The organism is Enterobacter cloacae complex sp. CDL013 (assembly GCF_049238805.1).
In the GTDB taxonomy this organism is placed as follows: domain Bacteria; phylum Pseudomonadota; class Gammaproteobacteria; order Enterobacterales; family Enterobacteriaceae; genus Enterobacter; species Enterobacter hormaechei_C.
This window is the reverse complement of sequence record NZ_JBMKGT010000009.1, coordinates 63,328-86,976: the sequence shown is the minus strand read 5'-3', so window position 1 is coordinate 86,976 and position 23,649 is coordinate 63,328. Positions and strand designations below refer to the sequence as shown.

Below are 23,649 nucleotides of genomic sequence, written 5' to 3'. Positions count from 1 at the left end.
TTAGTCATGGTTAGATTAGAGAAGAACGATCCGTTAATGTTGGCGCGCCAGCTACCATTAAAAACAGTTGCCCTGATACTCGCGGGCGGGCGTGGTACCCGTCTGAAAGATTTGACCATCAAGCGCGCTAAACCGGCCGTTCACTTTGGTGGTAAGTTCCGTATTATCGATTTTGCACTGTCAAACTGCCTGAACTCAGGCATTCGTCGTATTGGCGTCATTACCCAGTATCAGTCGCACACGCTGGTGCAGCACATTCAGCGCGGCTGGTCATTCTTCAGCGAAGAGATGAACGAGTTTGTCGATCTGCTCCCGGCGCAGCAGCGCGTTCACGGGGAGAACTGGTACCGCGGCACGGCGGATGCCGTGACCCAGAACCTCGACATCATTCGCCGCTACAACGCGGAATACATCGTTATCCTCGCCGGGGACCACATCTACAAGCAAGATTACTCCCACATGCTGATCGACCACGTCGAAAAAGGGGCGCGCTGCACCGTGGCGTGCCTGCCGGTGCCTGTTGCGGAAGCAACCGCGTTTGGCGTGATGCATGTAGATGGCGACGACAAGATTATCGACTTTGTCGAAAAACCGGCGAACCCGCCAACCATGCCGGGAGACGACACCAAATCGCTCGCCAGCATGGGGATCTATGTCTTTGACGCCGATTATCTTTATGAACTGCTGGAAGAGGACGACAAAGACGAGAACTCCAGTCACGACTTCGGCAAAGACATTATCCCGAAAATTACCAAAGCTGGCATGGCGTATGCACACCCCTTCCCGCTGTCCTGCGTGCAGTCCGATCCGAATGCGGAACCTTACTGGCGCGATGTGGGAACGCTGGAAGCGTACTGGAAAGCCAACCTCGATCTTGCGTCCGTCACGCCTGAGCTGGATATGTACGACCAGAACTGGCCGATTCGCACCCATATGGAATCGCTGCCGCCGGCGAAGTTCGTCCAGGACCGCTCCGGCAGCCACGGTATGACGCTCAACTCGCTGGTCTCTGGCGGGTGCATTATCTCCGGTTCGGTGGTGGTGCAGTCCGTGCTGTTCCCGCGCGTGCGTATAAACTCATTCTGTAATATCGATTCGGCAGTCCTGCTGCCGGATGTCTGGGTAGGGCGCTCATGTCGTCTGCGTCGCTGCGTTATCGACCGTGCCTGCGTCATTCCCGAAGGGATGGTGATTGGGGAAAATGCGGAAGAAGATGCGCGTCGTTTCTACCGTTCGGAAGAGGGGATCGTGTTAGTAACACGGGAAATGTTGCGGAAGCTGCAAATCAAACAGGAGCGATGATGCAGGTTTTACACGTATGTTCTGAGATGTTCCCGTTGTTAAAAACGGGCGGACTGGCGGATGTTCTTGGTGCACTACCGGCGGCGCAAATTGCCGGAGGGGTGGATACCCGCGTGTTGTTGCCCGCTTTTCCGGATATCCGGCGTGGTATTCCCGATGCAAAGGTTGTTACCCGTCGCGAGACCTTCGCGGGACGTATCACCCTGCTGTTTGGACATTACAATGGCACAGGGATTTACCTGATTGATGCCCCGCATTTATACGATCGACCCGGCAGCCCGTATCACGATACCAACCTGTACGCCTATACCGATAACGTGCTGCGCTTTGCCCTGCTCGGCTGGGTGGGGGCGGAGATGGCCGTCGGGCTGGATCCGTTCTGGCGTCCGAACGTGGTGCACGCGCACGACTGGCACGCGGGGCTGGCTCCTGCGTATCTGGCGGCGAAGGGGCACCCGGCCAAATCGGTGTTTACGGTGCACAACCTGGCGTATCAGGGCATGTATTACGCGCATCATATGAATGACATCGATCTGCCATGGTCGTTCTTTAACATGCATGGGCTGGAGTTTAACGGACAGATTTCGTTCCTGAAGGCGGGTCTGTACTATGCCGACCATATCACGGCGGTCAGCCCAACCTACGCGCGTGAAATTACCCAGCCGGAGTTCGGTTACGGTATGGAAGGGCTGCTGCAACAGCGCCACCGTGAAGGTCGTCTGTCGGGCATTCTGAACGGCGTAGATGAACAGATCTGGAATCCGGAAACGGACCTCCTGCTGGCGGCGCGCTATGGACGCGACTCCGTGGAGGACAAAGCGGAGAACAAGCGCCAGCTACAGATTGCGATGGGGCTGAAGGTCAACGACAAGGTACCGCTGTTTGCGGTGGTCAGCCGCCTGACCAGCCAGAAAGGGCTGGATCTGGTGCTGGAAGCGCTGCCGGGATTACTGGAGCAGGGTGGGCAACTGGCGCTGCTCGGCGCGGGCGACCCGGTATTGCAGGAAGGTTTCCTTGCGGCCGCGGCGGAACATCCGGGGCAGGTGGGCGTGCAGATTGGCTATCACGAAGCGTTCTCGCACCGCATCATGGGCGGCGCGGACGTGATTCTGGTGCCGAGCCGTTTCGAGCCCTGCGGCCTTACGCAGCTCTATGGTCTGAAATACGGCACGTTGCCGCTGGTACGCCGCACGGGCGGGCTGGCGGATACGGTGTCTGACAGCTCCCTGGAAAACCTGGCGGATGGTATCGCCAGCGGGTTTGTTTTCGAGGACAGTAATGCCTGGTCGCTGCTTCGGGCGATCCGGCGTGCTTTCGTCTTGTGGTCCCGTCCATCCCTGTGGCGTTACGTACAACGTCAGGCGATGTCCATGGACTTTGGCTGGCACGTTGCGGCGCAGTCCTACCGCGACCTTTATCAACGCTTGATGTAACGAGGCGAAGTTACTGATATGAATGCTCCATTTAGCTACTCTTCCCCCACGCTCAGCGTTGAGGCGTTGAAACACTCCATCGCCTATAAGCTGATGTTTACCATTGGGAAAGATCCCGTAATTGCCAACAAACATGAGTGGCTGAACGCCACGCTGTTTGCGGTGCGCGATCGTATGGTCGAACGCTGGCTGCGCTCCAACCGCGCCCAGCTCTCGCAGGAGACGCGACAGGTGTATTACCTGTCGATGGAGTTTCTGATTGGTCGCACCCTCTCCAATGCGCTGTTATCGCTCGGGATTTATGACGAGGTCAAAAACGCACTGGAAGAGATGGGGCTGGATTTAGAAGAGCTGATTGACGAAGAGAACGACCCGGGGTTGGGTAACGGTGGTCTCGGGCGTCTTGCCGCCTGCTTCCTCGATTCACTGGCGACGCTGGCGCTGCCGGGGCGCGGCTACGGTATCCGCTACGACTACGGCATGTTCAAGCAGAACATCGTGGATGGCCGTCAGAAAGAGTCCCCGGACTACTGGCTGGAGTACGGTAACCCGTGGGAGTTCAAGCGCCACAACACGCGCTATAAGGTGCGTTTTGGCGGGCGTATTCAGCAGGAAGGTAAAAAATCCCGCTGGGTGGAAACCGAGGAGATCCTGGCCGTGGCCTACGACCAGATCATCCCCGGCTACGACACCGATGCGACCAATACGCTGCGCCTGTGGAACGCGCAGGCCAGTAGCGAGATCAACCTGGGTAAATTCAACCAGGGCGACTACTTCGCGGCGGTGGAAGATAAAAACCACTCTGAGAACGTGTCCCGCGTCCTGTATCCGGATGACTCGACCTACTCAGGCCGCGAGCTGCGCCTGCGTCAGGAGTATTTCCTCGTCTCGGCAACGATTCAGGATATCCTTAGCCGTCACTATCAGCTGCACAAAACCTATGCGAATCTGGCGGAAAAAACCGCTATTCACCTCAACGATACCCATCCGGTGCTGTCGATCCCTGAGCTGATGCGCCTGCTGATTGACGAGCATAAGTTCAGCTGGGATGACGCGTTTGAAGTAACCTGCCAGGTGTTCTCGTACACCAACCATACGCTGATGAGTGAAGCGCTGGAGACGTGGCCGGTGGATATGCTCGGCAAAATTCTGCCGCGCCATCTGCAAATCATCTTCGAGATCAACGACTACTTCCTCAAGACCTTGCAGGAGCAGTACCCGAACGATACCGGTCTGCTGAGCCGCGCCTCGATCATTGATGAATCCAACGGGCGTCGTGTACGCATGGCCTGGCTGGCGGTGGTGATCAGCCACAAGGTCAACGGCGTATCAGAGCTGCATTCGAACCTGATGGTGCAGTCGCTGTTTGCGGACTTCGCGAAGATCTTCCCGACGCGTTTCTGCAACGTGACCAACGGCGTCACCCCGCGCCGCTGGCTGGCGCTGGCGAACCAGCCGCTCTCCGACGTTCTGGATGAGAACATTGGCCGCACCTGGCGCACCGATTTGAGCCAGCTGAGCGAGCTTGAGCAGCACATCGATTTCCCGACGGTGAACAAAGCGGTACGGGAAGCCAAGCTGCTGAACAAGAAGCGTCTGGCGGTCTGGCTGGCGATGCATCTGAACGTGGTGGCGAACCCGAAAGCGCTGTTCGACGTGCAGATCAAACGTATCCACGAGTACAAGCGTCAGCTGATGAATGTCCTGCACGTCATTACCCACTACAACCGCATTAAGGCTGACCCGACGGCGGAGTGGGTGCCGCGTGTGAAAATCTTTGCCGGTAAGGCGGCCTCCGCGTATTACATGGCGAAGCACATCATTCATCTCATCAACGATGTGGCGAAGGTGGTGAACCACGATCCGGACATTGGCGATAAGCTGAAGGTAGTGTTTATCCCGAACTACAGCGTGAGCCTGGCGCAGCTGATCATTCCGGCGGCGGATCTCTCTGAGCAGATTTCCACGGCGGGGACGGAAGCATCCGGCACCAGCAACATGAAGTTTGCCCTGAACGGCGCGCTGACTATCGGCACGCTGGACGGCGCAAATGTCGAAATGCTGGAGCATGTGGGCGCGGAGAATATCTTTATCTTCGGGAATACGGCGGAAGAGGTGGAGGCGCTGCGCAAGCAGGGCTACTCGCCGCGTGAGTATTATGAAGAGGATGAAGAGTTACGCCAGGTGCTGACGCAAATCGCCACCGGAGTGTTTAACCCTGAGGAGCCTGGACGCTATCGTGACCTGGTGGACTCGCTGATTAACTTTGGCGATCACTATCAGGTGCTGGCGGATTACCGCAGCTACGTGGATTGTCAGGATAAGGTGGACGAACTGTACCGTCAGCAGGAGAAGTGGACCAGCACCGCGATGCATAACATCGCCAACATGGGCTACTTCTCGTCAGACAGGACCATCAAAGAGTATGCCGAGAATATCTGGCATATTGATCCGGTGCGGTTGTAAAAACAAAGCCCGGTGGCGCTGCGCTTACCGGGCCTACGGGATCGAGTAGGCCGGGTAAGGCGGAGCCGACACCCGGCTTTTTTTCAATTACGACGCCAGCGACAATTCACGCTTTCCCGCATGTTGCGCCAGCCACTGCGCCACGCGAGACTGCTGCTCGGCATTCAGCCACATCCCTTCTTTAGTACGACGCCAGATGGCATCGTCCAGACGGCGCACCCACTCGTGTTCCACCAGGTAGCGCAGCTCGGCTTCGTATAGCTCATGGCCAAAATGCTCGCCCAGATCGGCAATCTCTTTCGCGTCGCCGAGGAACAGTTCGGTGTTGCTGCCGTAGGTGCGGGCGTAGTGGCGCGCCATGCCTTCGGTAATGAACGGGAAGCAGCGACGCAGCTTCGCGGCGTAATCGTCGCGGTTATCGCCGATATCGCCGCCAGGCAGCACGGCGCCTTTCGTCCACGCCGGGCCGATGCCTTTGTAATACGGCGCCAGTTTCTCCAGCGCGTGCTCCGCCAGTTTACGGTAGGTGGTGAGCTTACCGCCAAACACGGAGAGCAGCGGCGCCTGACCGTCAACGTCGTGAATATCAAGCGTATAGTCACGGGTGATGGCCTGCGGTGAGTCAGACTCGTCATCACACAGCGGACGCACGCCGGAGTAGGTCCAGACCACGTCATCGCGCGCCAGCTGTTTCTTAAAGTGCGCGTTGTACACTTTCAACAGGTAGCTGACTTCACTCTCGTCGATCTCAACGTTTTTCGGATCGCCTTTGTACTCCACGTCGGTGGTGCCGATGATGGAGAACTCGTCCATCCACGGGATCACAAACACAATGCGCTTGTCTTCATTTTGCAGGATATAAGCCTGTTTCTGGGTATGCACGCGCGGCACCACGATGTGGCTGCCCTTAATCAGGCGGATGCCGTACGGTGAAGGCAGGTGCATGCCGTCGTCGAAGAACTGTTTCACCCACGGGCCGGTGGCATTCACCAGGCCGCGCGCTTTCCAGCTAAACTTCTCGCCGGTATCCACGTCTTCCGCTTCCACAATCCACAGGCCGTTTTCGCGGCGTGCGGCGGTGGCGCGGGTGCGGGTTTTCACCTCGCCGCCTTTCTTCTCGACCATCTGCGCGTTAGCCAGTACCAGACGCGCATCGTCCACCCAGCAGTCGGAATATTCGAAACCGCGCACGATTTCAGGCTTAAGGACCGATTCTGAGCCAAAACGCAAACCGGTTGAACCCGGCAGGCTGGTGCGTTTACCCAGATGATCGTACATAAACAGACCGATGCGGATCATCCACGCCGGACGCAGATGCGGGCGATGGGGCAGGCGGAAGCGCATCGGGATCGCCAGATGCGGGGCCATTTTCAGCAGCACTTCGCGTTCGGCCAGCGCTTCGCTGACCAGGCGGAATTCGTAGTGTTCCAGGTAGCGCAGGCCACCGTGGATCAGCTTGGAGCTGGCGGACGACGTCGCGCAGGCGAGATCGTTAGCTTCCAGCATCAGCACGGATAAACCGCGTCCTGCGGCATCAACCGCAATACCGGCACCGTTGATGCCACCGCCTATCACAATCAGATCTTTGGTTTCCATAACACCCTCATGCACTTTCGTTAAAGCTCAGAAATGTTCGATATCGCTCATAATAGCAAAGGAACGCGCTTTTGGTAACATCAAAAAAACAATTTAGAGTGATATGGATAACATAATGGCGTTTACCCGCCGCCAGGACGTACACTACGGGGTAAAATCGTGCGGTCTGATGCCCTCACCCTGCCCTCTCCCTCCGGGAGAGGGCAGGGTGAGGGGAAAACCGCACCACACCTGCATATAAGATGAGAACACCATGGATCAGTTTGAATGTATTAACGTAGAAGAAGCCCACCAGAAGATGCACCAGGGAAAAGCGGTGCTGGTGGATATCCGCGATCCGCAGAGCTTTGCGATGGGCCACACGCCGGGCGCGTTCCATCTCACCAACGACACGCTGGGCGCGTTTATGCGCGATAACGACTTCGATACCCCGGTGATGGTGATGTGCTATCACGGCAACAGCAGTAAAGGCGCGGCGCAGTATCTGCTCCAGCAGGGTTACGAGGCGGTATACAGCGTCGATGGCGGCTTCGATGCCTGGCATCGTCATTTCCCGGCAGAAGTTGAATACGCGTTTGAGCGCTGATCCCGCTATACTGTCCCCTTTTGTGTGGAAATAAGCGACCGCTGCCCATGTTGATGATCACCTCTTTTAGCAACCCGCGCGTCGCCCAGGCGTTTGTCGACTATATGGCGACGCAGGGCATTATCCTGACTATTCAGCAGCATACACAGACGGATGTCTGGCTGGCAGACGAAAGCCAGGCTGGGCGCGTGAACGCCGAGCTGGCGCGTTTCCTGGAAAACCCGGGCGACCCGCGTTATCTGGCGGCAAGCTGGCAATCCGGCCAGACCGGCAGTGGCCTGCACTATCAACGTTTTCCGTTTCTCGCCACCCTCCGCGAGCGCGCAGGACCGTTTACGCTGCTTTTAATGGTAGCCTGCATCATCGTCTTCATTATTATGAGCGTGGTGGGTGACCAGAGCGTGATGATTGCCCTCGCATGGCCGTACGATCCCTCCCTGCAATTTGACGTCTGGCGCTACTTCACGCATGCGCTGATGCACTTCTCGGTGATGCATATCCTCTTTAACCTGCTGTGGTGGTGGTATCTCGGCGGGGCGGTGGAGAAGCGGCTCGGCAGCGGCAAGCTGATTGTGATCACCCTTATCAGCGCCCTGTTAAGCGGCTACGTGCAGCATAAATTCAGCGGTCCATGGTTCGGCGGGTTATCCGGCGTGGTGTACGCCCTGATGGGTTACGCCTGGCTCAGAGGCGAGCGCGACCCGGATAGCGGCATCTATTTACAACGTGGATTAATAACCTTTGCGTTAATATGGCTTATTGCCGGATGGTTTGATCTGTTTGGTATGTCTATCGCCAATGGTGCGCACGTTACCGGCCTGGCGGTCGGGCTGGCGATGGCGTTGGCCGATACGCTCCATGCGCGAAAGCGAACATAATTCCCAGGGATATTTCATGAAACAAACACAACGTCATGACGCCATTATCGAACTGGTAAAAAAACAGGGATACGTCAGTACTGAAGAGCTGGTGGAGCAGTTTGCCGTTAGCCCGCAAACCATCCGTCGTGACCTCAACGACCTGGCCGATCAGAACCGTATTCTGCGTCACCACGGCGGTGCCGCGCTGCCGTCCAGCTCGGTGAACACCTCATGGCATGACCGTAAGGCGACGCAAACGGCAGAGAAAGAGCGTATCGCCCGTAAAGTGGCGAGCCAGATCCCGAACGGCGCGACGCTGTTTATTGATATCGGCACCACGCCGGAAGCGGTCGCCCATGCGCTGCTGAACCACGAGAACCTCCGCGTGGTGACCAACAACCTGAACGTGGCCAACACGTTGATGCAGAAAGACGATTTCCGCATCATCCTCGCGGGCGGCGAACTGCGCAGCCGCGACGGGGGCATTATCGGCGAAGCGACGCTCGATTTTATCTCTCAGTTTCGCCTCGATTTCGGCATTCTGGGGATCAGCGGCATCGACACAGACGGCTCGCTGCTGGAGTTTGATTACCACGAGGTGCGCACCAAGCGCGCGATCATTGAGAACTCACGCCACGTAATGCTGGTGGTGGATCACTCCAAGTTTGGTCGTAACGCGATGGTGAACATGGGCAGCATCAGCATGGTGGATGCGGTTTATACTGATGTGATGCCACCGGCGGGCGTGATGCAGGTGATTAAAGATAATAATTTGCAGTTAGAGTTATGTTGAGAAGCCATTCTCCCTCTCCCTGTGGGAGAGGGCCGGGGTGAGGGCATCAGACCGCAAAGGATTTACACTCCGTACCCCATCATCTTCAACAGCTGCTGCGCATGCTGCACCGCATCCTGACGGTGCGCCACGCCCAGCTTCTGATACAGATTGCGAATGTGCGTTTTGATGGTGGTCGCCGCCACCGCCAGCTCACCGGCAATCTGCTCGTTGCTGTAGCCGGAATAGATCAGCCCCAGCACCTGCCATTCACGCTGGGTGAGCGGGCTGGTACGGATAAGCTCCGGCACTTCCGGATGGTTCAGCAGACGTTCAACAAAGTTCTCATCGAAGTGCGCAAACTTGTGGCGATGATGCTGGTTAATCTCGCGCAGAATGCGCTGGGCGCGATGCTGATCGAGTTCCGGCAGCGTGTTGAGTTGAATCAGCTGGCGCAGCTGCTGGGCCATCACTTCACCCTCAATTACAAAGTGGCTGATAAACCCGGTGCGGTTCGCCAGCTGCAACGCTTCCAGCAGTACGCGCTGGGCATCGTTTTTACGTCCTGCCTGCCAGTAAAGCTGGTTTAACAGCAGCAGGTTGCGGTTTAAATCGCTCATCAGGCGCAGGCTGCGGGCGTTTTCGTTTAACTCTTCCAGCACGATCTCGGCAGGCTCAAAGTCACCCAGCAGGATCTGCACGCGGGCAATATTGCGCCACTGGCTTTGCAGGAAGTGGTTATTGGCAAATTCCGGTTTAGGCGTGTGACGCAGCCAGTTGGCGGCGGACTTTTTATCGCCGGTCATCTGCCAGTAAATCACCCTGACCTTATCGGCGTTGGAGACCCAGTCGCTATGGTACTGTCCGTTGCCGAGCAGATTTTCCAGGCGGTTAAGGTGGTTACGGGCATTATCCAGGTCGCCGCGTGCCAGCGAGCACTGCACCAGCAGAGCCAGACACTGGAGCTGCTGCTGCGGCTGGAAGCTCGAAAGGACATTCAGACCCTGGCGGGCGCAGCTTTCTGCTTCATCCAGACGCGACCATGCCCACAGCAGCTGAGCGCGAATACGCAACAGGAACTCGTGCATCGGCAGCTGTTCCAGATGTTGTTCACGGATCAGCTGGAAGGCTTTCTCCTGGTTTTCCCAGGCTGCTTGCAGAAACCCCTGAGCAAATAAAATCTCGCTTTGCTGGATCAGGCTCCACAGGGCGTAATGCCAGACATCGTGGCGGCGCGCCATCTGTTCGGTTTGCTGCATGAGTGAAAGCGAACGCGTGAGATCGCCCTTACAGTGCAGCACTTCGCCGTGTACCGAGGTGGCCACAATACGGCTGTAAAAATTCGCCAGCGGCAGCTCATCCAGCGCGACCATCGCCAGCCGTTCAGCTTCATCCGGGTCCCCGTCGTTAATCGCCACCTGTGCGCGCAGGGCGTTAAATTCGCCGTGCAGGGTGGTATCCATCTCGCTTTCCATCTCCTGCTCGGCGCGCGCCAGCAGGGTGTTCACTTCGCTGTAGCGATGCTGGCTCTGCATCAGCCAGGCCTGGAGCAGCACCAGACGCGGATTCTCCAGCAGGCTTTCCCACGGCAGCGCTTTTAACGACTCTTCCAGCAGCGTCAGTTCGCTGTGGTTGAACAGTCCCCACGCGTGGTTGAGCAGAATATCGCGCAGCATACCGGCATCCCCGGCGGCCAGCGCATGGTGGATAGCCTCGCTCGGGAAACCTTGCGCCATCCAGCTTTCGGCGGCGGCGCGGTGAATGTCAGGCAGCTCTGCGGCCAGCTCCCACTGGCAACGCTGGCGCAGGAAGCTGCCAAACAGCGGATGGTAGCTAAACCATTCGCCGTGATCGTCCATACGCGTCAGGAACAGACCCTGACGTTCAATCTCTTCGAGCTGAAGCTGCCCGTTTTCAATGCCGGTGACGCGTACAATCAGCGCATCGTTCATGGAACGCAGCAGGGAGCTTTTCAGCAGGAAATGGCGGGTGGAGAGGTCAACGCTGTCGATTACCTCATCCACCAGATAATCCGACAGGTGGCTGGCGTTGATGCCCGCCAGGCGGCGTGCGGACTGATGCGTCGGGCTGTTGTTTTGCCGCGCGGAGAGGGCAATCAGCTGAAGTGCCGTGGCCCAGCCGGCAACGTCATCGCACAGGCGGCTGCTTTCAGACGCCTCAATCGGAGACGTCAGACGGCAGTCAAAGAACTGCTTCGCTTCCTGATGGGTAAAGGCCAGCTGCTGACTGCCGATTTCCAGAAGCTGATCGCGCACCCGCAGGTTGGCAATGCCCAACTGCGGAAGGTTACGCGACAGGACAACCAGCGTCAGGTTTTCCGGCTGATGGCGCAGGAAGAAACGCATGGACTCGTGAATAACCGGGTTGGTGATCAGATGATAATCATCAATCACCACATACAGCGGGCGATGCCATTCGGCCAACTCGATAAACAGCTGGGAGAAAAGAGAGGACAGGCTGGCGTACTGGCGCTTTTGCACCATCACCTCGCTGGTGACGCAGTGTCCGTTGGTCGCCTGCTGAATCGCGGCAATTAAATAGCTGGCAAAACGCTCCTGCTGGTTATCACCTTCATCCAGGGAGTACCAGCCAAGATCGCTTTTACCTGCCGCCCATTGCGAAATGAGCGTTGTTTTTCCATAACCCGCAGGACTCGTAACCAGCGCCAGTCGGAAATTATGCGCACCGGAAAGTTTAGCCAGCAGGCGCTCGCGGACCACAGTATGGTCAAGACGAACCGGGCGACTTAATTTGGACGGAATCAACATAGTTTTCACTTCACTGTGGGGAACGAGAGAATTTATTTTTTTTGCGCTTCGTAATTAATATCTATAAGTTCGGCCAATAGAGGAACTATTGCAAGTTATGTCTGGGTTTGGAGGCTCTGAATTTGCACTCTGTCACAAAACATTCTCATCACTGATGGAACTTTCCGTAAATGGCTGGATGCCGCGCTGCTTCTGGCTTGTCTGCATGACGCTCGGTTGCGCTGAAACTGGTTTCAGAAAGAGATAATGACGGTGAAGTTAATTAACTTTGGGGAAAGTTGCATGGGCTTAATAGTGGTGCTGAATAATCCCGACGCGCGGAAATATTATTCTACGTAAGTAATCATTTCAGCGATGATTAATTTCTTCCGAAACTGCATTTCATTTTTTTGACGTTCTTCCGGGATCGCTTTTTCCGCGAAGCGCACACTTACACAGTGGCCTCGATCACACTTTTATGCTCATCCCCGCTACTCCTCCCTGCCTAATCCCCGACAGGAGGAGGAAGAGGCGCAATGAGCCAGGCACACTAGCGCCAAATGTGTTTTCTCTCTACAGGATGCCGATTCCCTATGTCACAGCCTACTTTCAACAAAGCTCAATTTCAGGCTGCCCTGACGCGTCAGTGGCAGCGTTTTGGCCTTCATGCTGCAAACGAGATGACGCCTCACCAGTGGTGGCAGGCGGTGAGCGGGGCGCTCGCAGAACAGCTGGACGCTCAGCCTGTGGCGAAGCCTGTGAAAGGCCAGCGTCACGTCAACTACATTTCGATGGAGTTCCTGATTGGCCGTCTGACGGGTAACAATCTGCTGAACCTTGGCTGGTATCAGGAGGTCGGTGACGTGCTGAAAGAACACGACATCAACCTGACCGATCTGCTGGAAGAAGAGGTTGACCCGGCGCTGGGTAACGGCGGTCTGGGACGTCTGGCAGCCTGCTTCCTGGATTCCATGGCAACGGTGGGCCAGTCGGCGATTGGCTATGGCCTGAACTATCAGTACGGCCTGTTCCGTCAGTCATTTGCCGACGGCCATCAGATGGAAGCGCCGGACGACTGGCACCGCAATACCTATCCGTGGTTCCGCCACAACGCGCAGCTGGATGTGCAGGTCGGGATTGGCGGGAAAGTCACGAAGCAGGGACTCTGGGAACCGGCGTTCACCATTACCGGTGAAGCCTGGGACCTGCCGGTACTCGGCTACCGTAACGGCGTGGCGCAGCCGCTGCGTCTGTGGCAGGCGAAGCACGCGCATCCGTTTAACCTGACCAAATTCAACGACGGTGACTTCCTGCGCGCCGAGCAGCAGGGGATCGACGCCGAGAAGCTGACCAAAGTCCTCTATCCGAACGATAATCATCTGGCGGGTAAAAAGCTGCGTCTGATGCAGCAGTACTTCCAGTGCGCCTGCTCCGTGGCGGACATTCTGCGTCGACACCACCTGGCGGGCCGCAAGCTGGCTCAACTGCCGGACTTCGAAGTTATTCAGCTTAACGACACGCATCCGACCATTGCCATCCCGGAACTGCTGCGCGTGCTGATCGACGAGCATCAGCTGAGCTGGGACGACGCCTGGGCCATCACCAGCCGCACCTTCGCCTACACCAACCACACCCTGATGCCGGAAGCGCTGGAGTGCTGGGATGAGAAGCTGGTGAAAACGCTGCTGCCGCGCCATATGCAGATCATCAATAAGATTAACGACCAGTTCAAAACGCTGGTGGAGAAAACCTGGCCGGGTGACAAAGCCGTCTGGGCGAAGCTGGCCGTGGTACACGACAAACAGGTGCGCATGGCGAACATGTGCGTGGTCAGCGGCTTTGCGGTGAACGGCGTGGCGGCGCTGCACTCGGATCTGGTGGTCAAAGATCTCTTCCCGGAATACCACCAGCTGTGGCCGACCAAATTCCATAACGTGACCAACGGCATCACGCCGCGTCGCTGGATCAAGCAGTGCAACCCGCTGCTGGCCGGCCTGCTGGACAAAACCCTGAAGAAAGAGTGGGCCAACGACCTGGACCAGCTCATCAACCTGGAAAAACAGGCCGACAACGCGAAGTTCCGCGAGCAGTACCGCGCCATTAAGCTGGAGAACAAGGTTCGTCTGGCTGAGTTCGTGAAAATGCGCACCGGGATTGAGATCAACCCGAATGCGATTTTCGATATTCAGATCAAGCGTCTGCACGAGTACAAACGTCAGCACCTGAACCTGCTGCACATTCTGGCGCTGTATAAAGAGATCCGCGAGAATCCACAGGCCGACCGCGTTCCGCGCGTGTTCCTGTTCGGTGCGAAAGCGGCGCCGGGCTACTACCTGGCGAAAAACATTATCCTCGCCATTAATAAAGTGGCGGCGGCGATCAACAACGATCCGAAAGTGGGCGATAAGCTGAAGGTGGTGTTCCTGCCGGACTACTGCGTTTCTGCGGCTGAAATGCTGATCCCGGCGGCGGATATTTCCGAGCAGATCTCTACCGCCGGTAAAGAAGCGTCCGGTACCGGCAACATGAAGCTGGCCCTGAACGGTGCGCTGACCGTCGGCACGCTGGACGGTGCGAACGTCGAAATTGCCGAGAAGGTCGGCGAAGAGAACATCTTTATCTTCGGCCATACTGTTGAAGAAGTGAAAGCCATCAAGGCCAAAGGGTACGACCCGGTGAAATGGCGTAAAAAAGACAAAGTGCTGGATGCGGTGCTCAAAGAGCTGGAAAGCGGGAAGTACAGCGACGGCGACAAGCACGCGTTTGACCAGATGCTGCACAGCATGGACAAACAGGGCGGCGACCCGTACCTGGTGATGGCTGACTTCTCGGCTTATGTTGAAGCGCAGAAGCAGGTCGACGTGCTGTATCGCGACCAGGATGCCTGGACCCGCGCGTGTATCCTGAACACCGCGCGCTGCGGTATGTTCAGTTCTGACCGCTCAATCCGTGATTATCAGGCTCGTATCTGGCAGGCAAAACGCTAAGGAAGCGCGATGGAGAGTAAACGTCTGGACAGTGCCGCGCAGGCGGCGGGAATTAGCCTCAGTTACATCAATGCGCACGGCAAACCGCAGTCTATTGGTGCGGACACCAAAAGACGTTTGCTGGATGCCATGCACAAAACCGACGCGAAAGCGTCGGGTGCGCCGGTGCCGAACGTGAAGGTCTTTACCGCGGGCAAAAAGATGCCGCTGGCGGTGGAAGGGCGCGGCGAGTTCAGCTGGCTGCTCACCACCGAAGAGGGGCATCAGCACAAAGGCCATGCCACAGGCGGCAAAACCCTTAACCTTCCGGCGAAGCTGCCGGAGGGCTACCACACGCTTACGCTTACCCGGGACGACCAGCGTTTTCACTGTCGGGTGATCGTGGCGCCAAAGCGTTGCTATGAGCCGCAGGCGCTGCTTGAAGGCAAAAAGCTGTGGGGCGCCTGCGTGCAGCTCTATACCCTGCGTTCGGACAGCAACTGGGGCATTGGCGATTTTGGCGACCTGAAAAAGATGCTGGCATCCGTGGGCGAGCGCGGCGGCGCGTTCATCGGCCTCAACCCGATCCACGCCCTCTATCCGGCCAACCCGGAAAGCGCCAGCCCGTACAGCCCGTCGTCCCGTCGTTGGCTGAACGTGATTTATATCGACGTTAACGCGTTAGACGATTTCAAAAACAGCAAAGAGGCGCAGGCGTGGTGGAAGCTTGAGACCACCCAACAGATGCTGAAACAGGCCCGCGATGCGGACTGGGTCGATTATGCCTCCGTGACCGCGCTGAAAATGGCGGCGCTGCGTCTGGCATGGAAGGGCTTTGCGAAGCGTGACGACGAGCAGATGGCAGCCTTCCGCCAGTTTGTGATGCAGGAAGGTGAGAGCCTTTACTGGCAGGCAGCGTTTGATGCGTTGCATGCGTATCAGGTCCAGGAGGATGAGATGCGCTGGGGCTGGCCGGTGTGGCCGGAAGCGTATCAGTCCGTGGATACCCCGGAAGTGAAGGCGTTCTGTGAGACGCATGCCGACGAGGTGGATTTCTATCTCTGGTTGCAGTGGCTGGCGTACAGCCAGTTTGCCGCCTGCTGGCAGGTGAGCCAGGGCTATAACATGCCGATCGGGCTCTATCGCGATCTGGCCGTCGGCGTGGCGGAAGGCGGGGCGGAAACCTGGTGTGACCGCGAGCTTTACTGCCTGAAAGCTTCGGTGGGTGCGCCGCCGGATATTCTGGGCCCGCTTGGTCAGAACTGGGGCTTACCGCCAATGGATCCGCACGTGATGGCGGCGCGTGCCTACGAGCCGTTTATCGACCTGCTGCGCGCTAACATGCAGAACTGCGGCGCGTTGCGTATCGACCACGTGATGTCCGTGCTGCGCCTGTGGTGGATCCCGTACGGTGAAACGGCTGACCACGGGGCGTACGTGCAATATCCGGTGGACGATTTGCTCTCAATCCTCGCGCTGGAGAGTAAACGTCATCAGTGCATGGTGATTGGCGAAGATCTCGGAACCGTGCCGGTGGAAATTGTCAGTAAGCTCCGCGACAGCGGCGTCTACTCCTACAAAGTGCTCTATTTTGAAAACGACCATGAGAAAACCTTCCGCGCGCCGAAAGCGTACCCTGAACAGTCAATGGCAGTCGCGACGACGCATGATCTTCCTACGCTCAGAGGCTACTGGGAAAGCGGCGACCTGACGCTCGGCAAAACGTTAGGTCTCTACCCGGATGAAGAGGTTCTGCGCGGGCTATATCAGGATCGCGAGCTGGCGAAGCAGGGGCTGCTGGACGCGCTGCATAAACATGGTTGTCTGCCGAAGCGCGCCGGGCATAAGGCGTCGCTGATGTCGATGACGCCAACGCTTAATCGTGGCTTACAGCGCTATATTGCCGACAGCAACAGCGCATTGCTCGGTCTGCAACCGGAAGACTGGATTGATATGGCGGAGCCGGTAAACATCCCCGGCACCAGCTATCAATACAAAAACTGGCGACGCAAACTGTCCACAACGCTTGAAGCGATGTTCGCCGATGACGGGGTGAACAGGTTGATTAAGGATTTGGACAAGCGCAGAAGAGCGGTGGGTAATAAGCGGTAGTTTCACCCTCACCCTAACCCTCTCCCAGAGGGAGAGGGAATAGAATGTAGGCCGGGTAAGCGTCAGCGCTACCCGGCTTTTTACATCAAACCACCATATTCAACAGCAGCACCCCGACCAGACCGCACACCGAAATAATGGTTTCCAGCGCGGACCAGGACTTGATGGTTTCACCGATGGTCAGGTTGAAGTACTCCTTGAACAGCCAGAAGCCCGGATCGTTCACGTGGGAGAAAATCACGCTGCCCGAACCGACCGCGATAACCATCAGTTCAGGGCTGACGCCCGTCGTGGCAATCAGCGGTGCCACGATGCCGCCTGCGGTAATCGCCGCAACGGTCGCAGAGCCCAGCGCAATACGCAGAACGGCGGCGATAGACCACGCCATCAGCAGCGGCGATACGTTGGTTTCATGCATCATGGCAGCGATGTATTTATCCACGCCGCTGTCGACCAGCACCTGCTTGAACGCGCCGCCGCCGCCGATGATCAGCAGCATCATGGCGATGATTTTGATGGAAGAGGTCAGCGTATCGTTGATCTGATCCATGGAGCGACCGCGGTTAAGACCGAAGGTAAACATCGCAATCAATACCGCAATCAGCGTTGCCATTACCGGGTCGCCCAGGAACTCCGCAACGGACAGGAACGCGTGACCTTTCGGCAGAACCATCTCTGCTATGGCACGCATCGCCATCAGGATCACCGGTACCAGTGAGGTCCAGACGCTGACGCCAAAGCCTGGCATCTCTTCTTCAGTAAAGGTTTTGGCGCTGTACAGCCCTTCCGGGATAGGCTTATCGATGCCTTTCAGGAAGCGCGCATACACCGGGCCTGCCAGAATCACCGTCGGGATCGCCAGAATCGTACCGAACAGCAGGGTTTTACCCATATCGGCGTGGAAGATGGTGGCGATAGCCGTTGGACCCGGGTGCGGCGGCAGGAAACCGTGGGTGACGGACAGCGCCGCAGCCATCGGCACACCCACGAACAGCAGTGGGATGTTGGCGGCAGCGGCGATGGTGAACACCAGCGGCAGCATCAGAACGAAGCCCACTTCATAGAACAGTGCGAAACCGACGGTAAAACCGGTTAACACCACCGCCCACTGGATGTGCTGCTTGCCAAATTTATCGATAAGGGTAGTGGCAATACGCTGCGCGCCACCGCAGTCCGCGAGCATTTTACCGAGCATGGCGCCGAAGCCCATGATCAGCGCCAGGCTGCCGAGCGTACCGCCGACACCGGCTTTAATGGAGCTGATAACTTTAACCAGCGGCATTCCCTGCATCAGACCGACTGCAAGTGCCACCAGAACCAGAGCGATAAATCCGTTCATTTTGAAGCGGATCATCAAGAGCAGTAATAACACAACACCGATAGCGACGATGACTAATGGCATGATTGACCTGGCCTTTGAATTGTTATGGGTAACGTCATTGTTTCAACGACAAATTCCGGTTGTCCCAACTGGGAACAGAGTGTTAACGGCACTCATACTGATGCCCGCGAAAACGTTAAGTTTAGTCGGCTGTTATAAGGGTGTTGAGTGCCCACGAGAATGATACGGGTAACATGACGTGATTGAGAATCACCCAGGGAGGCAAAATTTGAATTATGAGACGCAGGTCAACATATAGAGGGGGAGGCAAGAAAATGTAGGCCCGGTAAGCGCAGCGCCACCGGGCAATACAGACGGGCACTGAATCAGTAGTAGGAGTGCTCGCCGCGCTGGTGCTCAGTCAGATCGCGCACGCCTTTCAGTTCCGGGAATTCGTTCAACAGCTGCTTCTCGATCCCTTCTTTCAGGGTGACATCGACCATGGAGCAGCCGTTACAGCCGCCGCCGAATTGCAGGATTGCCAGACCATCTTCGGTGATTTCCATCAGGGAAACACGTCCCCCGTGGCCGGCCAGCTGCGGGTTGATCTGCGATTGCAGCAGATATTCCACACGCTCCATCAGCGGGGCATCGTCAGAGACTTTACGCATTTTCGCGTTCGGCGCCTTCAGCGTCAGCTGAGAACCCAGCTGGTCGGTGACGAAATCAATCTCCGCATCTTCAAGATACGGCGCGCTCAGCTCATCAACGTACGCGGTGAGCTGTTCAAATTTAAGGGCAGTGTCAGTTGCTTCCACGGCATCCGGAGGACAATAAGAGACACCACATTCTGCATTCGGAGTGCCTGGATTGATCACAAACACGCGGATCTGCGTCCCTTCTTCCTGATTTGCCAGCAGTTTGGCAAAGTGCGCTTGTGCAGAATCGGAAATACGGATCATAGCTTTGGCCTAATAGTTGACTAAATTACCTGGGTATAATCATACGCCCATTGAAGAAGGGCTACAAGGTACGGCACAGACACCATACCTGAACTGACGCGGCGCCGCTTTGCAAAAGCAGTCGGGAAAGTTCAGCCACGGTACTGCCCGTGGTGACGACATCATCCACAATCGCGATATGGAGGCCGTTGACCGGCAATTCAAGGCGAAAGGCGTTTTTCAGGTTCCTTTTGCGCGACCGGGCGTTGAGCCGGTGCTGAACGGCAGTGGCATGAGTACGTTTCAGCGCAGAGGCGGGGTACCGGCAACCCAGCCAGTGGGCGAGCGGACGACACAGCAGGTCGCTTTGATTGTATCCCCGCCGCCAGTGGCGGCGCTGAAACAGTGGCACGTTCACGAGCGTGTCGACCGGCGCTAGCCCACGTGTTCTTCGCGCCTGCAATACCGCCAGTAATAACAGGCGTGCCAGCGGCTGCGCCAGCGCGATCTGGCTGGAAAATTTGAACTGATGAACCAGACGACTCAGCGGCAATACATAATCATCCACCGCCACCAGCGCGCTCCACGGCGGCGCTTTTTTCAGGCATCGGCCGCAGGGAAGCGTCTGGCTGACGGCAGGCAAGCCGCATTGCGGACAGCCCTTCAGGTAACCCAGCGCTCGCGTGCAAACGGAACAGACGCCCCACGCGCTCATCGCAAGTGGCATTCGGCATAGCCAGCACAAGCCGGGCACTGTTAGCATACGCAACCTCCATGTGAAAAAAGAGAACGTTAACTGATGAAGACGCTGTGGTGGCAGACCGTTGGGACGGGAAATTGTCATCTTGTGCTGCTGCACGGATGGGGACTGAACGCCGAAGTGTGGCGTTGCATAAGTGAGGAACTGGCCTCGCAATTCACGGTACACCTGGTGGATCTACCGGGCTATGGCCGTAGCCACGGCTATGGCGCGATGACGCTTGACGACATGGCGGAGCAGGTTCTGGAAGCGGCGCCGCAAAAAGCCGTCTGGCTCGGCTGGAGCCTGGGCGGGCTGGTGGTAAGCCAGATTGCGCTGCGCCATCCTGAGCGGGTCCAGGCGCTGATCACCGTTGCCTCATCACCCTGTTTCAGCGCCCGCGAGGCGTGGCCGGGCATTAAACCCGAGGTGCTGGCCGGGTTCCAGCATCAGCTGAGCGAAGACTTCCAGCGGACGGTGGAGCGTTTTCTGGCGCTACAAACCATGGGAACAGAAACCGCCCGTCAGGACGCACGGACGCTGAAGCAGACGGTGCTTTCTCTGCCGATGCCGGAGGTTGAGGTGCTGAACGGTGGACTGGAGATCCTGAAAACGGCCGATCTGCGCGAGCCGCTGGCGTCGTTAACGGTGCCGCATCTGCGTATTTATGGCTATCTGGATGGACTGGTTCCGCGCAAGGTGGTTCCGCTGCTGGATGCGCTGTGGCCGGAGAGTAAATCAATGGTGGTTGCCAAAGCGGCACATGCGCCGTTCATCTCTCATCCTGCTGAGTTTTGTTCGGCGCTGTCCGGTTTTATCAGCGAAGCGTCCACCACTCCCTGAGACAGGCTTTACCTTCAGGACAACTCTTGCAACTGCCGGACAGACAACCGTCCGGCTCTTCCTGAATGCGCACGGCTTTCCCCATCGCCTCCAGCCTTTCCAGCATGGCATCGATCATCGGCTGCGGCGTATGCAGGCTGAGGCTGAGCTGCTTCGCCTCCATTCGTCCCTGTAACGCCAGTAAGTCACGAACCTGAATCAACGATGCCATCTTTTTTCCCCTCAGTGACAGTCGCCCGCAGGGCTGCTACAGCAGGTCGTTGGGGTTTTGCGCGTTGCCAGCAGGTTAACGTCAACGCGGCTACGCGCCCGGCGCAGCAGGCCAATCACCATTACGTTAAACAGGATCACCGCGAGGATACAGACCAGGCTGTAGCGCGGATGCTGGCTGTAATTGACGGCCTGATAAAACACGGTCGCCAGCGAGTAGGCAATGTTCAGCCCCCACAGAATGGAGAAGCCCATCCAGCCGCGGCTGGACTCACGGGCAATGGCGCCCATGACCGAGATGCATGGAATATAGAGCAGGACGAAGATCAGGTAGCTGTAGGCCGCCGACGCGCTGCCAAATTTCTGGCCCATCACGCCCATTGCTCCGGTCGCCATTTCGCCATCGCCTTTGCTGGCTTCAATCGGGTTCGCCAGTACGCTCAGGCTGAAGGTGTCTTTCAGGCTCTGCCAGGTCTCTTCCACCGCGCCAAGCAGTTCATCGCCGAGGTTGAACGCTGCCGGATTAAACTCCTCTTCCTGGATGTTTTCCGCGGTGTAAAGCGTGTTCAGGGTGCCGACAACCACCTCTTTTGCCATCGCGCCGGTGAACAGGCCCACGGTTGCCTGCCAGTTGTCTTCCTGAACGCCAATCGGTTTGAAGACCGGCGTAATGATCCGGCTGACGGAGGCCAGGGCAGAGTCATTAATGTTGTCCGCGGCCTGGCCGCTCAGGGTGAAGCTGTTCAGAGCGCTCAGGAAAATGCTGACCACCACAATCACCTTACCGGCGCGCAGAACGAAGCCCTTCAGGCGCTGCCATGTCTGAATAATCAGGCTTTTCAGATGCGGAACGTGATAAACCGGCAGTTCCATCACGAACGGCGACGCTTCGCCACGCATGATGGTGTGCTTCAGCATCAGGCCGGTGAGAATAGCCATCACGATACCCAGCACATACAGGGAGAAGACGGCCAGCGCCCCTTCCTGACCAAAGAACGCCGCGGCAAAGACCGCGAAGATCGCCAGACGCGCGCCACAGGACATGAACGGCGCCATCATGATGGTCATCAGGCGTTCGCGCGGTGCATCCAGCGTACGCGCGCCCATCACGGACGGCACGTTACAGCCGAAGCCGACAATCAGCGGCACGAACGATTTGCCCGGCAGCCCCAGCGCCTGCATCAGGCGGTCCATCACGAAGGCCGCGCGCGCCATGTAACCGGAATCCTCAAGGAAGGAGAGGAACAGGTACATCATGCCGATCTGCGGCACCAGCGGCAGGACGGTGTTGATCCCGCCGCCGATCCCCTGCGCAAGGAAGATGGTCAACCATTCCGGGAAGTGGAGGGTGTAGCCCAGCCACTGAATACCGTGCACGAAGATAGCGACAGAGCCGCCATCAAAGATAGGTTGTAATGCACCGCCGATGTTAATGGCGAGCAGGAACATCACGTACATCACCAGTAAAAAGATCGGCAAACCTAGGAAGCGGTTGAGCACAATCTTATCCACGGCGGCGGTGAAGCGGCTGGGTTCAGCGGTTAATGCATTGCTGACCACGTCACAGATAGCGGCGATGGCCTGATAGCGCGCATCCGCAATATGCAGAGCGGGATCGTCCAGCTCGTCGCTCAGGCGAGCCTGCGCGACGCCCAGCTTATCCGCCGCATCGCCTGCGTAGGCGCGGCTGTAGATATCGCCTTCCAGCATTTGCAGGCCAAGCCACAGACGTTGTCTGGCGGGCATGCTGTTGTCCATCTCCTGCGCCAGTTGCCCGGCTTCGCGCAGCAGGGGTTGGGCGTAGTGCACCAGTTCGACGTCGGCATTGCCCGTGTGGCGGTCAATCGCCAGCTTCAGGGCGTCAATGCCGCGTGCGCGGGTAGAAACCAGCGGAACCACCGGGCAGCCCAGACGGGCGGAGAGGGCGTCGACGTCGATGCGCAGCTTTTGCTTCTCGGCGATGTCGAGCATGTTAAGCGCTACGATGCAGGGGATCCCCAGCTCCAGCAGCTGTAGCGTGAGGTACAGATTTCGTTCGAGATTAGAGGCATCCACCACATTGATGAGCAGATCCGCGTCGCCGCTCAGAATATAGTGGCAGGCAATTTGCTCATCGAGTGAGGTCTGGGATGAAATCGTGGTGAGTGAATAGGTCCCCGGTAAATCAACCAGCGTGACCTGATTATCTGTTGTAGAGAACTGGCCCTCTTTGCGTTCCACCGTCACGCCTGCCCAATTTCCCACACGCTGGCGTGCGCCGGTTAACTGATTAAATAAGGTTGTCTTGCCGGAATTAGGATTGCCAATTAAGCCAATAGTTAATTTTTTCATTGTAATAGACTCACTGAAACCGCTGGCTTGTTAACGGGATAAAGATTCAACTTCAATTAATGCGAGGTCTTTTTTACGCAGAACCAGATTAACGCGTCGGGTTTCGATATGAACAGGATCGCCCAACGGCGCAACGCGCACCACCTGGAACGATGAGCCGGGTAGCATGCCCAGGGACAGCAGCTTCTGCCGATAGGCCGGGCTTATCTCACGGGTAAAACCGATAATTTTCCACGCACTGTCTGGAGTGAATTGCATAGCGCCTGATTCCACGAGAGGTTAAATAATCTACACTGCGATGATAATGAGAATAGTTTTTATCAGCAATAATAAAAATGTGACGGGATGTTGTTAATCGTATTAATTTGCGGTCTGCTTGACCTTGCTCAATATTTGCGAAATT

17 protein-coding genes are annotated in these 23,649 nt (G+C 57.2%); 9 read left to right on the top strand and 8 right to left on the bottom strand.

Going from position 1 to position 23,649, the window contains the following annotated elements; genetic code table 11:
- The first annotated feature begins 6 nt into the window (after positions 1-6).
- Genes glgC through glgP form a run of 3 tightly spaced genes read left to right on the top strand, consistent with a single transcriptional unit; the run spans position 7 to position 5,201 of the window.
- Positions 7-1,302 (top strand): glucose-1-phosphate adenylyltransferase, encoded by a 1,296-nt coding sequence (gene glgC, locus ACOTXD_RS18940; protein ID WP_003861582.1) that lies wholly within the window; start codon positions 7-9, stop codon positions 1,300-1,302.
- Positions 1,302-2,735, top strand: coding sequence for a glycogen synthase GlgA (gene glgA / locus ACOTXD_RS18935; protein ID WP_003861584.1), 1,434 nt, complete (start codon positions 1,302-1,304; stop codon positions 2,733-2,735). Before glgC ends, glgA begins: the two co-directional genes overlap by 1 nt.
- Before the next feature lie 18 nt (positions 2,736-2,753).
- Entirely contained in the window at positions 2,754-5,201 is a 2,448-nt protein-coding gene (glgP, locus tag ACOTXD_RS18930; RefSeq protein ID WP_061856063.1) for a glycogen phosphorylase, read from the top strand.
- A gap of 87 nt (positions 5,202-5,288) precedes the next feature.
- On the opposite strand, the gene glpD is transcribed toward glgP, so the two are convergent.
- Positions 5,289-6,797, bottom strand: a complete 1,509-nt coding sequence (gene glpD / locus ACOTXD_RS18925; protein ID WP_061856064.1) for a glycerol-3-phosphate dehydrogenase — start codon at positions 6,795-6,797, stop codon at positions 5,289-5,291.
- Between the two features lie 253 nt (positions 6,798-7,050).
- Between glpD and glpE the strand changes: the two genes are divergently transcribed.
- From glpE to ACOTXD_RS18910, 3 genes are read left to right on the top strand one after another with little or no spacing between them, the layout of a single operon-like run.
- Positions 7,051-7,383 (top strand): thiosulfate sulfurtransferase GlpE, encoded by a 333-nt coding sequence (glpE, locus tag ACOTXD_RS18920; RefSeq protein ID WP_003861590.1) that lies wholly within the window; start codon positions 7,051-7,053, stop codon positions 7,381-7,383.
- 47 nt (positions 7,384-7,430) lie between these two features.
- Positions 7,431-8,261 carry a rhomboid family intramembrane serine protease GlpG gene (glpG, locus tag ACOTXD_RS18915; RefSeq protein WP_003861592.1) on the top strand — a complete coding sequence of 277 codons (831 nt, stop codon included), beginning with the start codon at positions 7,431-7,433 and terminating at the stop codon, positions 8,259-8,261.
- A 16-nt stretch (positions 8,262-8,277) separates the two neighbouring features.
- Entirely contained in the window at positions 8,278-9,036 is a 759-nt protein-coding gene (locus ACOTXD_RS18910) for a DeoR/GlpR family transcriptional regulator (protein WP_003861593.1), read from the top strand.
- A gap of 62 nt (positions 9,037-9,098) precedes the next feature.
- Here ACOTXD_RS18910 and malT read toward each other — a convergent pair whose 3' ends face one another.
- Entirely contained in the window at positions 9,099-11,804 is a 2,706-nt protein-coding gene (gene malT, locus ACOTXD_RS18905; RefSeq protein ID WP_126501267.1) for an HTH-type transcriptional regulator MalT, read from the bottom strand.
- A gap of 572 nt (positions 11,805-12,376) precedes the next feature.
- On the opposite strand from malT, the gene malP reads away from it, so the two are divergent.
- Both malP and malQ read left to right on the top strand, forming a co-directional pair.
- Positions 12,377-14,770 carry a maltodextrin phosphorylase gene (gene malP / locus ACOTXD_RS18900; protein ID WP_023314963.1) on the top strand — a complete coding sequence of 798 codons (2,394 nt, stop codon included), beginning with the start codon at positions 12,377-12,379 and terminating at the stop codon, positions 14,768-14,770.
- Between the two features lie 9 nt (positions 14,771-14,779).
- Positions 14,780-16,861, top strand: coding sequence for a 4-alpha-glucanotransferase (gene malQ / locus ACOTXD_RS18895; protein ID WP_023323831.1), 2,082 nt, complete (start codon positions 14,780-14,782; stop codon positions 16,859-16,861).
- An 85-nt stretch (positions 16,862-16,946) separates the two neighbouring features.
- Here the strand turns inward: malQ and gntT are convergent, their stop codons facing one another.
- From gntT to gntX, 3 genes are all read right to left on the bottom strand, one after another.
- Entirely contained in the window at positions 16,947-18,263 is a 1,317-nt protein-coding gene (gene gntT / locus ACOTXD_RS18890; protein WP_003861600.1) for a gluconate transporter, read from the bottom strand.
- Between the two features lie 305 nt (positions 18,264-18,568).
- Positions 18,569-19,144, bottom strand: a complete 576-nt coding sequence (nfuA, locus tag ACOTXD_RS18885) for a Fe-S biogenesis protein NfuA (protein ID WP_003861601.1) — start codon at positions 19,142-19,144, stop codon at positions 18,569-18,571.
- Positions 19,145-19,205: 61 nt separating this feature from the next.
- On the bottom strand, positions 19,206-19,886 hold the full coding sequence (gntX, locus tag ACOTXD_RS18880; protein ID WP_061856066.1) for a DNA utilization protein GntX: 681 nt from the start codon (positions 19,884-19,886) through the stop codon (positions 19,206-19,208).
- Positions 19,887-19,922: 36 nt separating this feature from the next.
- Here gntX and bioH point away from each other — a divergent pair, with 36 nt between their 5' ends.
- On the top strand, positions 19,923-20,705 hold the full coding sequence (gene bioH / locus ACOTXD_RS18875; RefSeq protein WP_003861604.1) for a pimeloyl-ACP methyl ester esterase BioH: 783 nt from the start codon (positions 19,923-19,925) through the stop codon (positions 20,703-20,705).
- Here bioH and feoC read toward each other — a convergent pair.
- The 3 genes from feoC to feoA are packed head-to-tail and all read right to left on the bottom strand — an operon-like array spanning position 20,680 to position 23,504.
- Positions 20,680-20,916 carry a [Fe-S]-dependent transcriptional repressor FeoC gene (gene feoC / locus ACOTXD_RS18870; protein ID WP_017384148.1) on the bottom strand — a complete coding sequence of 79 codons (237 nt, stop codon included), beginning with the start codon at positions 20,914-20,916 and terminating at the stop codon, positions 20,680-20,682. The two genes, bioH and feoC, sit on opposite strands and share 26 nt — an antisense overlap.
- A gap of 11 nt (positions 20,917-20,927) precedes the next feature.
- Complete coding sequence (feoB, locus tag ACOTXD_RS18865; protein ID WP_061856067.1) at positions 20,928-23,246, bottom strand: Fe(2+) transporter permease subunit FeoB; 2,319 nt, start codon at positions 23,244-23,246, stop codon at positions 20,928-20,930.
- A 30-nt stretch (positions 23,247-23,276) separates the two neighbouring features.
- Entirely contained in the window at positions 23,277-23,504 is a 228-nt protein-coding gene (gene feoA, locus ACOTXD_RS18860; RefSeq protein ID WP_003861611.1) for a ferrous iron transporter A, read from the bottom strand.
- Positions 23,505-23,649 lie beyond the last annotated feature (145 nt).

Excerpts from the sequence above, each read along its gene's own strand:
- malP (WP_023314963.1), top strand. The coding sequence starts at position 12,377 with ATGTCACAGCCTACTTTCAACAAAGCTCAATTTCAGGCTGCCCTGACG.
- nfuA (WP_003861601.1), bottom strand. The coding sequence starts at position 19,144 with ATGATCCGTATTTCCGATTCTGCACAAGCGCACTTTGCCAAACTGCTG.
- glpG (WP_003861592.1), top strand. The coding sequence starts at position 7,431 with ATGTTGATGATCACCTCTTTTAGCAACCCGCGCGTCGCCCAGGCGTTT.
- glpE (WP_003861590.1), top strand. The coding sequence starts at position 7,051 with ATGGATCAGTTTGAATGTATTAACGTAGAAGAAGCCCACCAGAAGATG.
- malQ (WP_023323831.1), top strand. The coding sequence starts at position 14,780 with ATGGAGAGTAAACGTCTGGACAGTGCCGCGCAGGCGGCGGGAATTAGC.
- gntX (WP_061856066.1), bottom strand. The coding sequence starts at position 19,886 with ATGCTAACAGTGCCCGGCTTGTGCTGGCTATGCCGAATGCCACTTGCG.
- glgC (WP_003861582.1), top strand. The coding sequence starts at position 7 with ATGGTTAGATTAGAGAAGAACGATCCGTTAATGTTGGCGCGCCAGCTA.
- gntT (WP_003861600.1), bottom strand. The coding sequence starts at position 18,263 with ATGCCATTAGTCATCGTCGCTATCGGTGTTGTGTTATTACTGCTCTTG.
- feoA (WP_003861611.1), bottom strand. The coding sequence starts at position 23,504 with ATGCAATTCACTCCAGACAGTGCGTGGAAAATTATCGGTTTTACCCGT.
- malT (WP_126501267.1), bottom strand. The coding sequence starts at position 11,804 with ATGTTGATTCCGTCCAAATTAAGTCGCCCGGTTCGTCTTGACCATACT.
- glgP (WP_061856063.1), top strand. The coding sequence starts at position 2,754 with ATGAATGCTCCATTTAGCTACTCTTCCCCCACGCTCAGCGTTGAGGCG.
- glpD (WP_061856064.1), bottom strand. The coding sequence starts at position 6,797 with ATGGAAACCAAAGATCTGATTGTGATAGGCGGTGGCATCAACGGTGCC.
- bioH (WP_003861604.1), top strand. The coding sequence starts at position 19,923 with ATGAAGACGCTGTGGTGGCAGACCGTTGGGACGGGAAATTGTCATCTT.
- glgA (WP_003861584.1), top strand. The coding sequence starts at position 1,302 with ATGCAGGTTTTACACGTATGTTCTGAGATGTTCCCGTTGTTAAAAACG.
- feoB (WP_061856067.1), bottom strand. The coding sequence starts at position 23,246 with ATGAAAAAATTAACTATTGGCTTAATTGGCAATCCTAATTCCGGCAAG.
- ACOTXD_RS18910 (WP_003861593.1), top strand. The coding sequence starts at position 8,278 with ATGAAACAAACACAACGTCATGACGCCATTATCGAACTGGTAAAAAAA.
- feoC (WP_017384148.1), bottom strand. The coding sequence starts at position 20,916 with ATGGCATCGTTGATTCAGGTTCGTGACTTACTGGCGTTACAGGGACGA.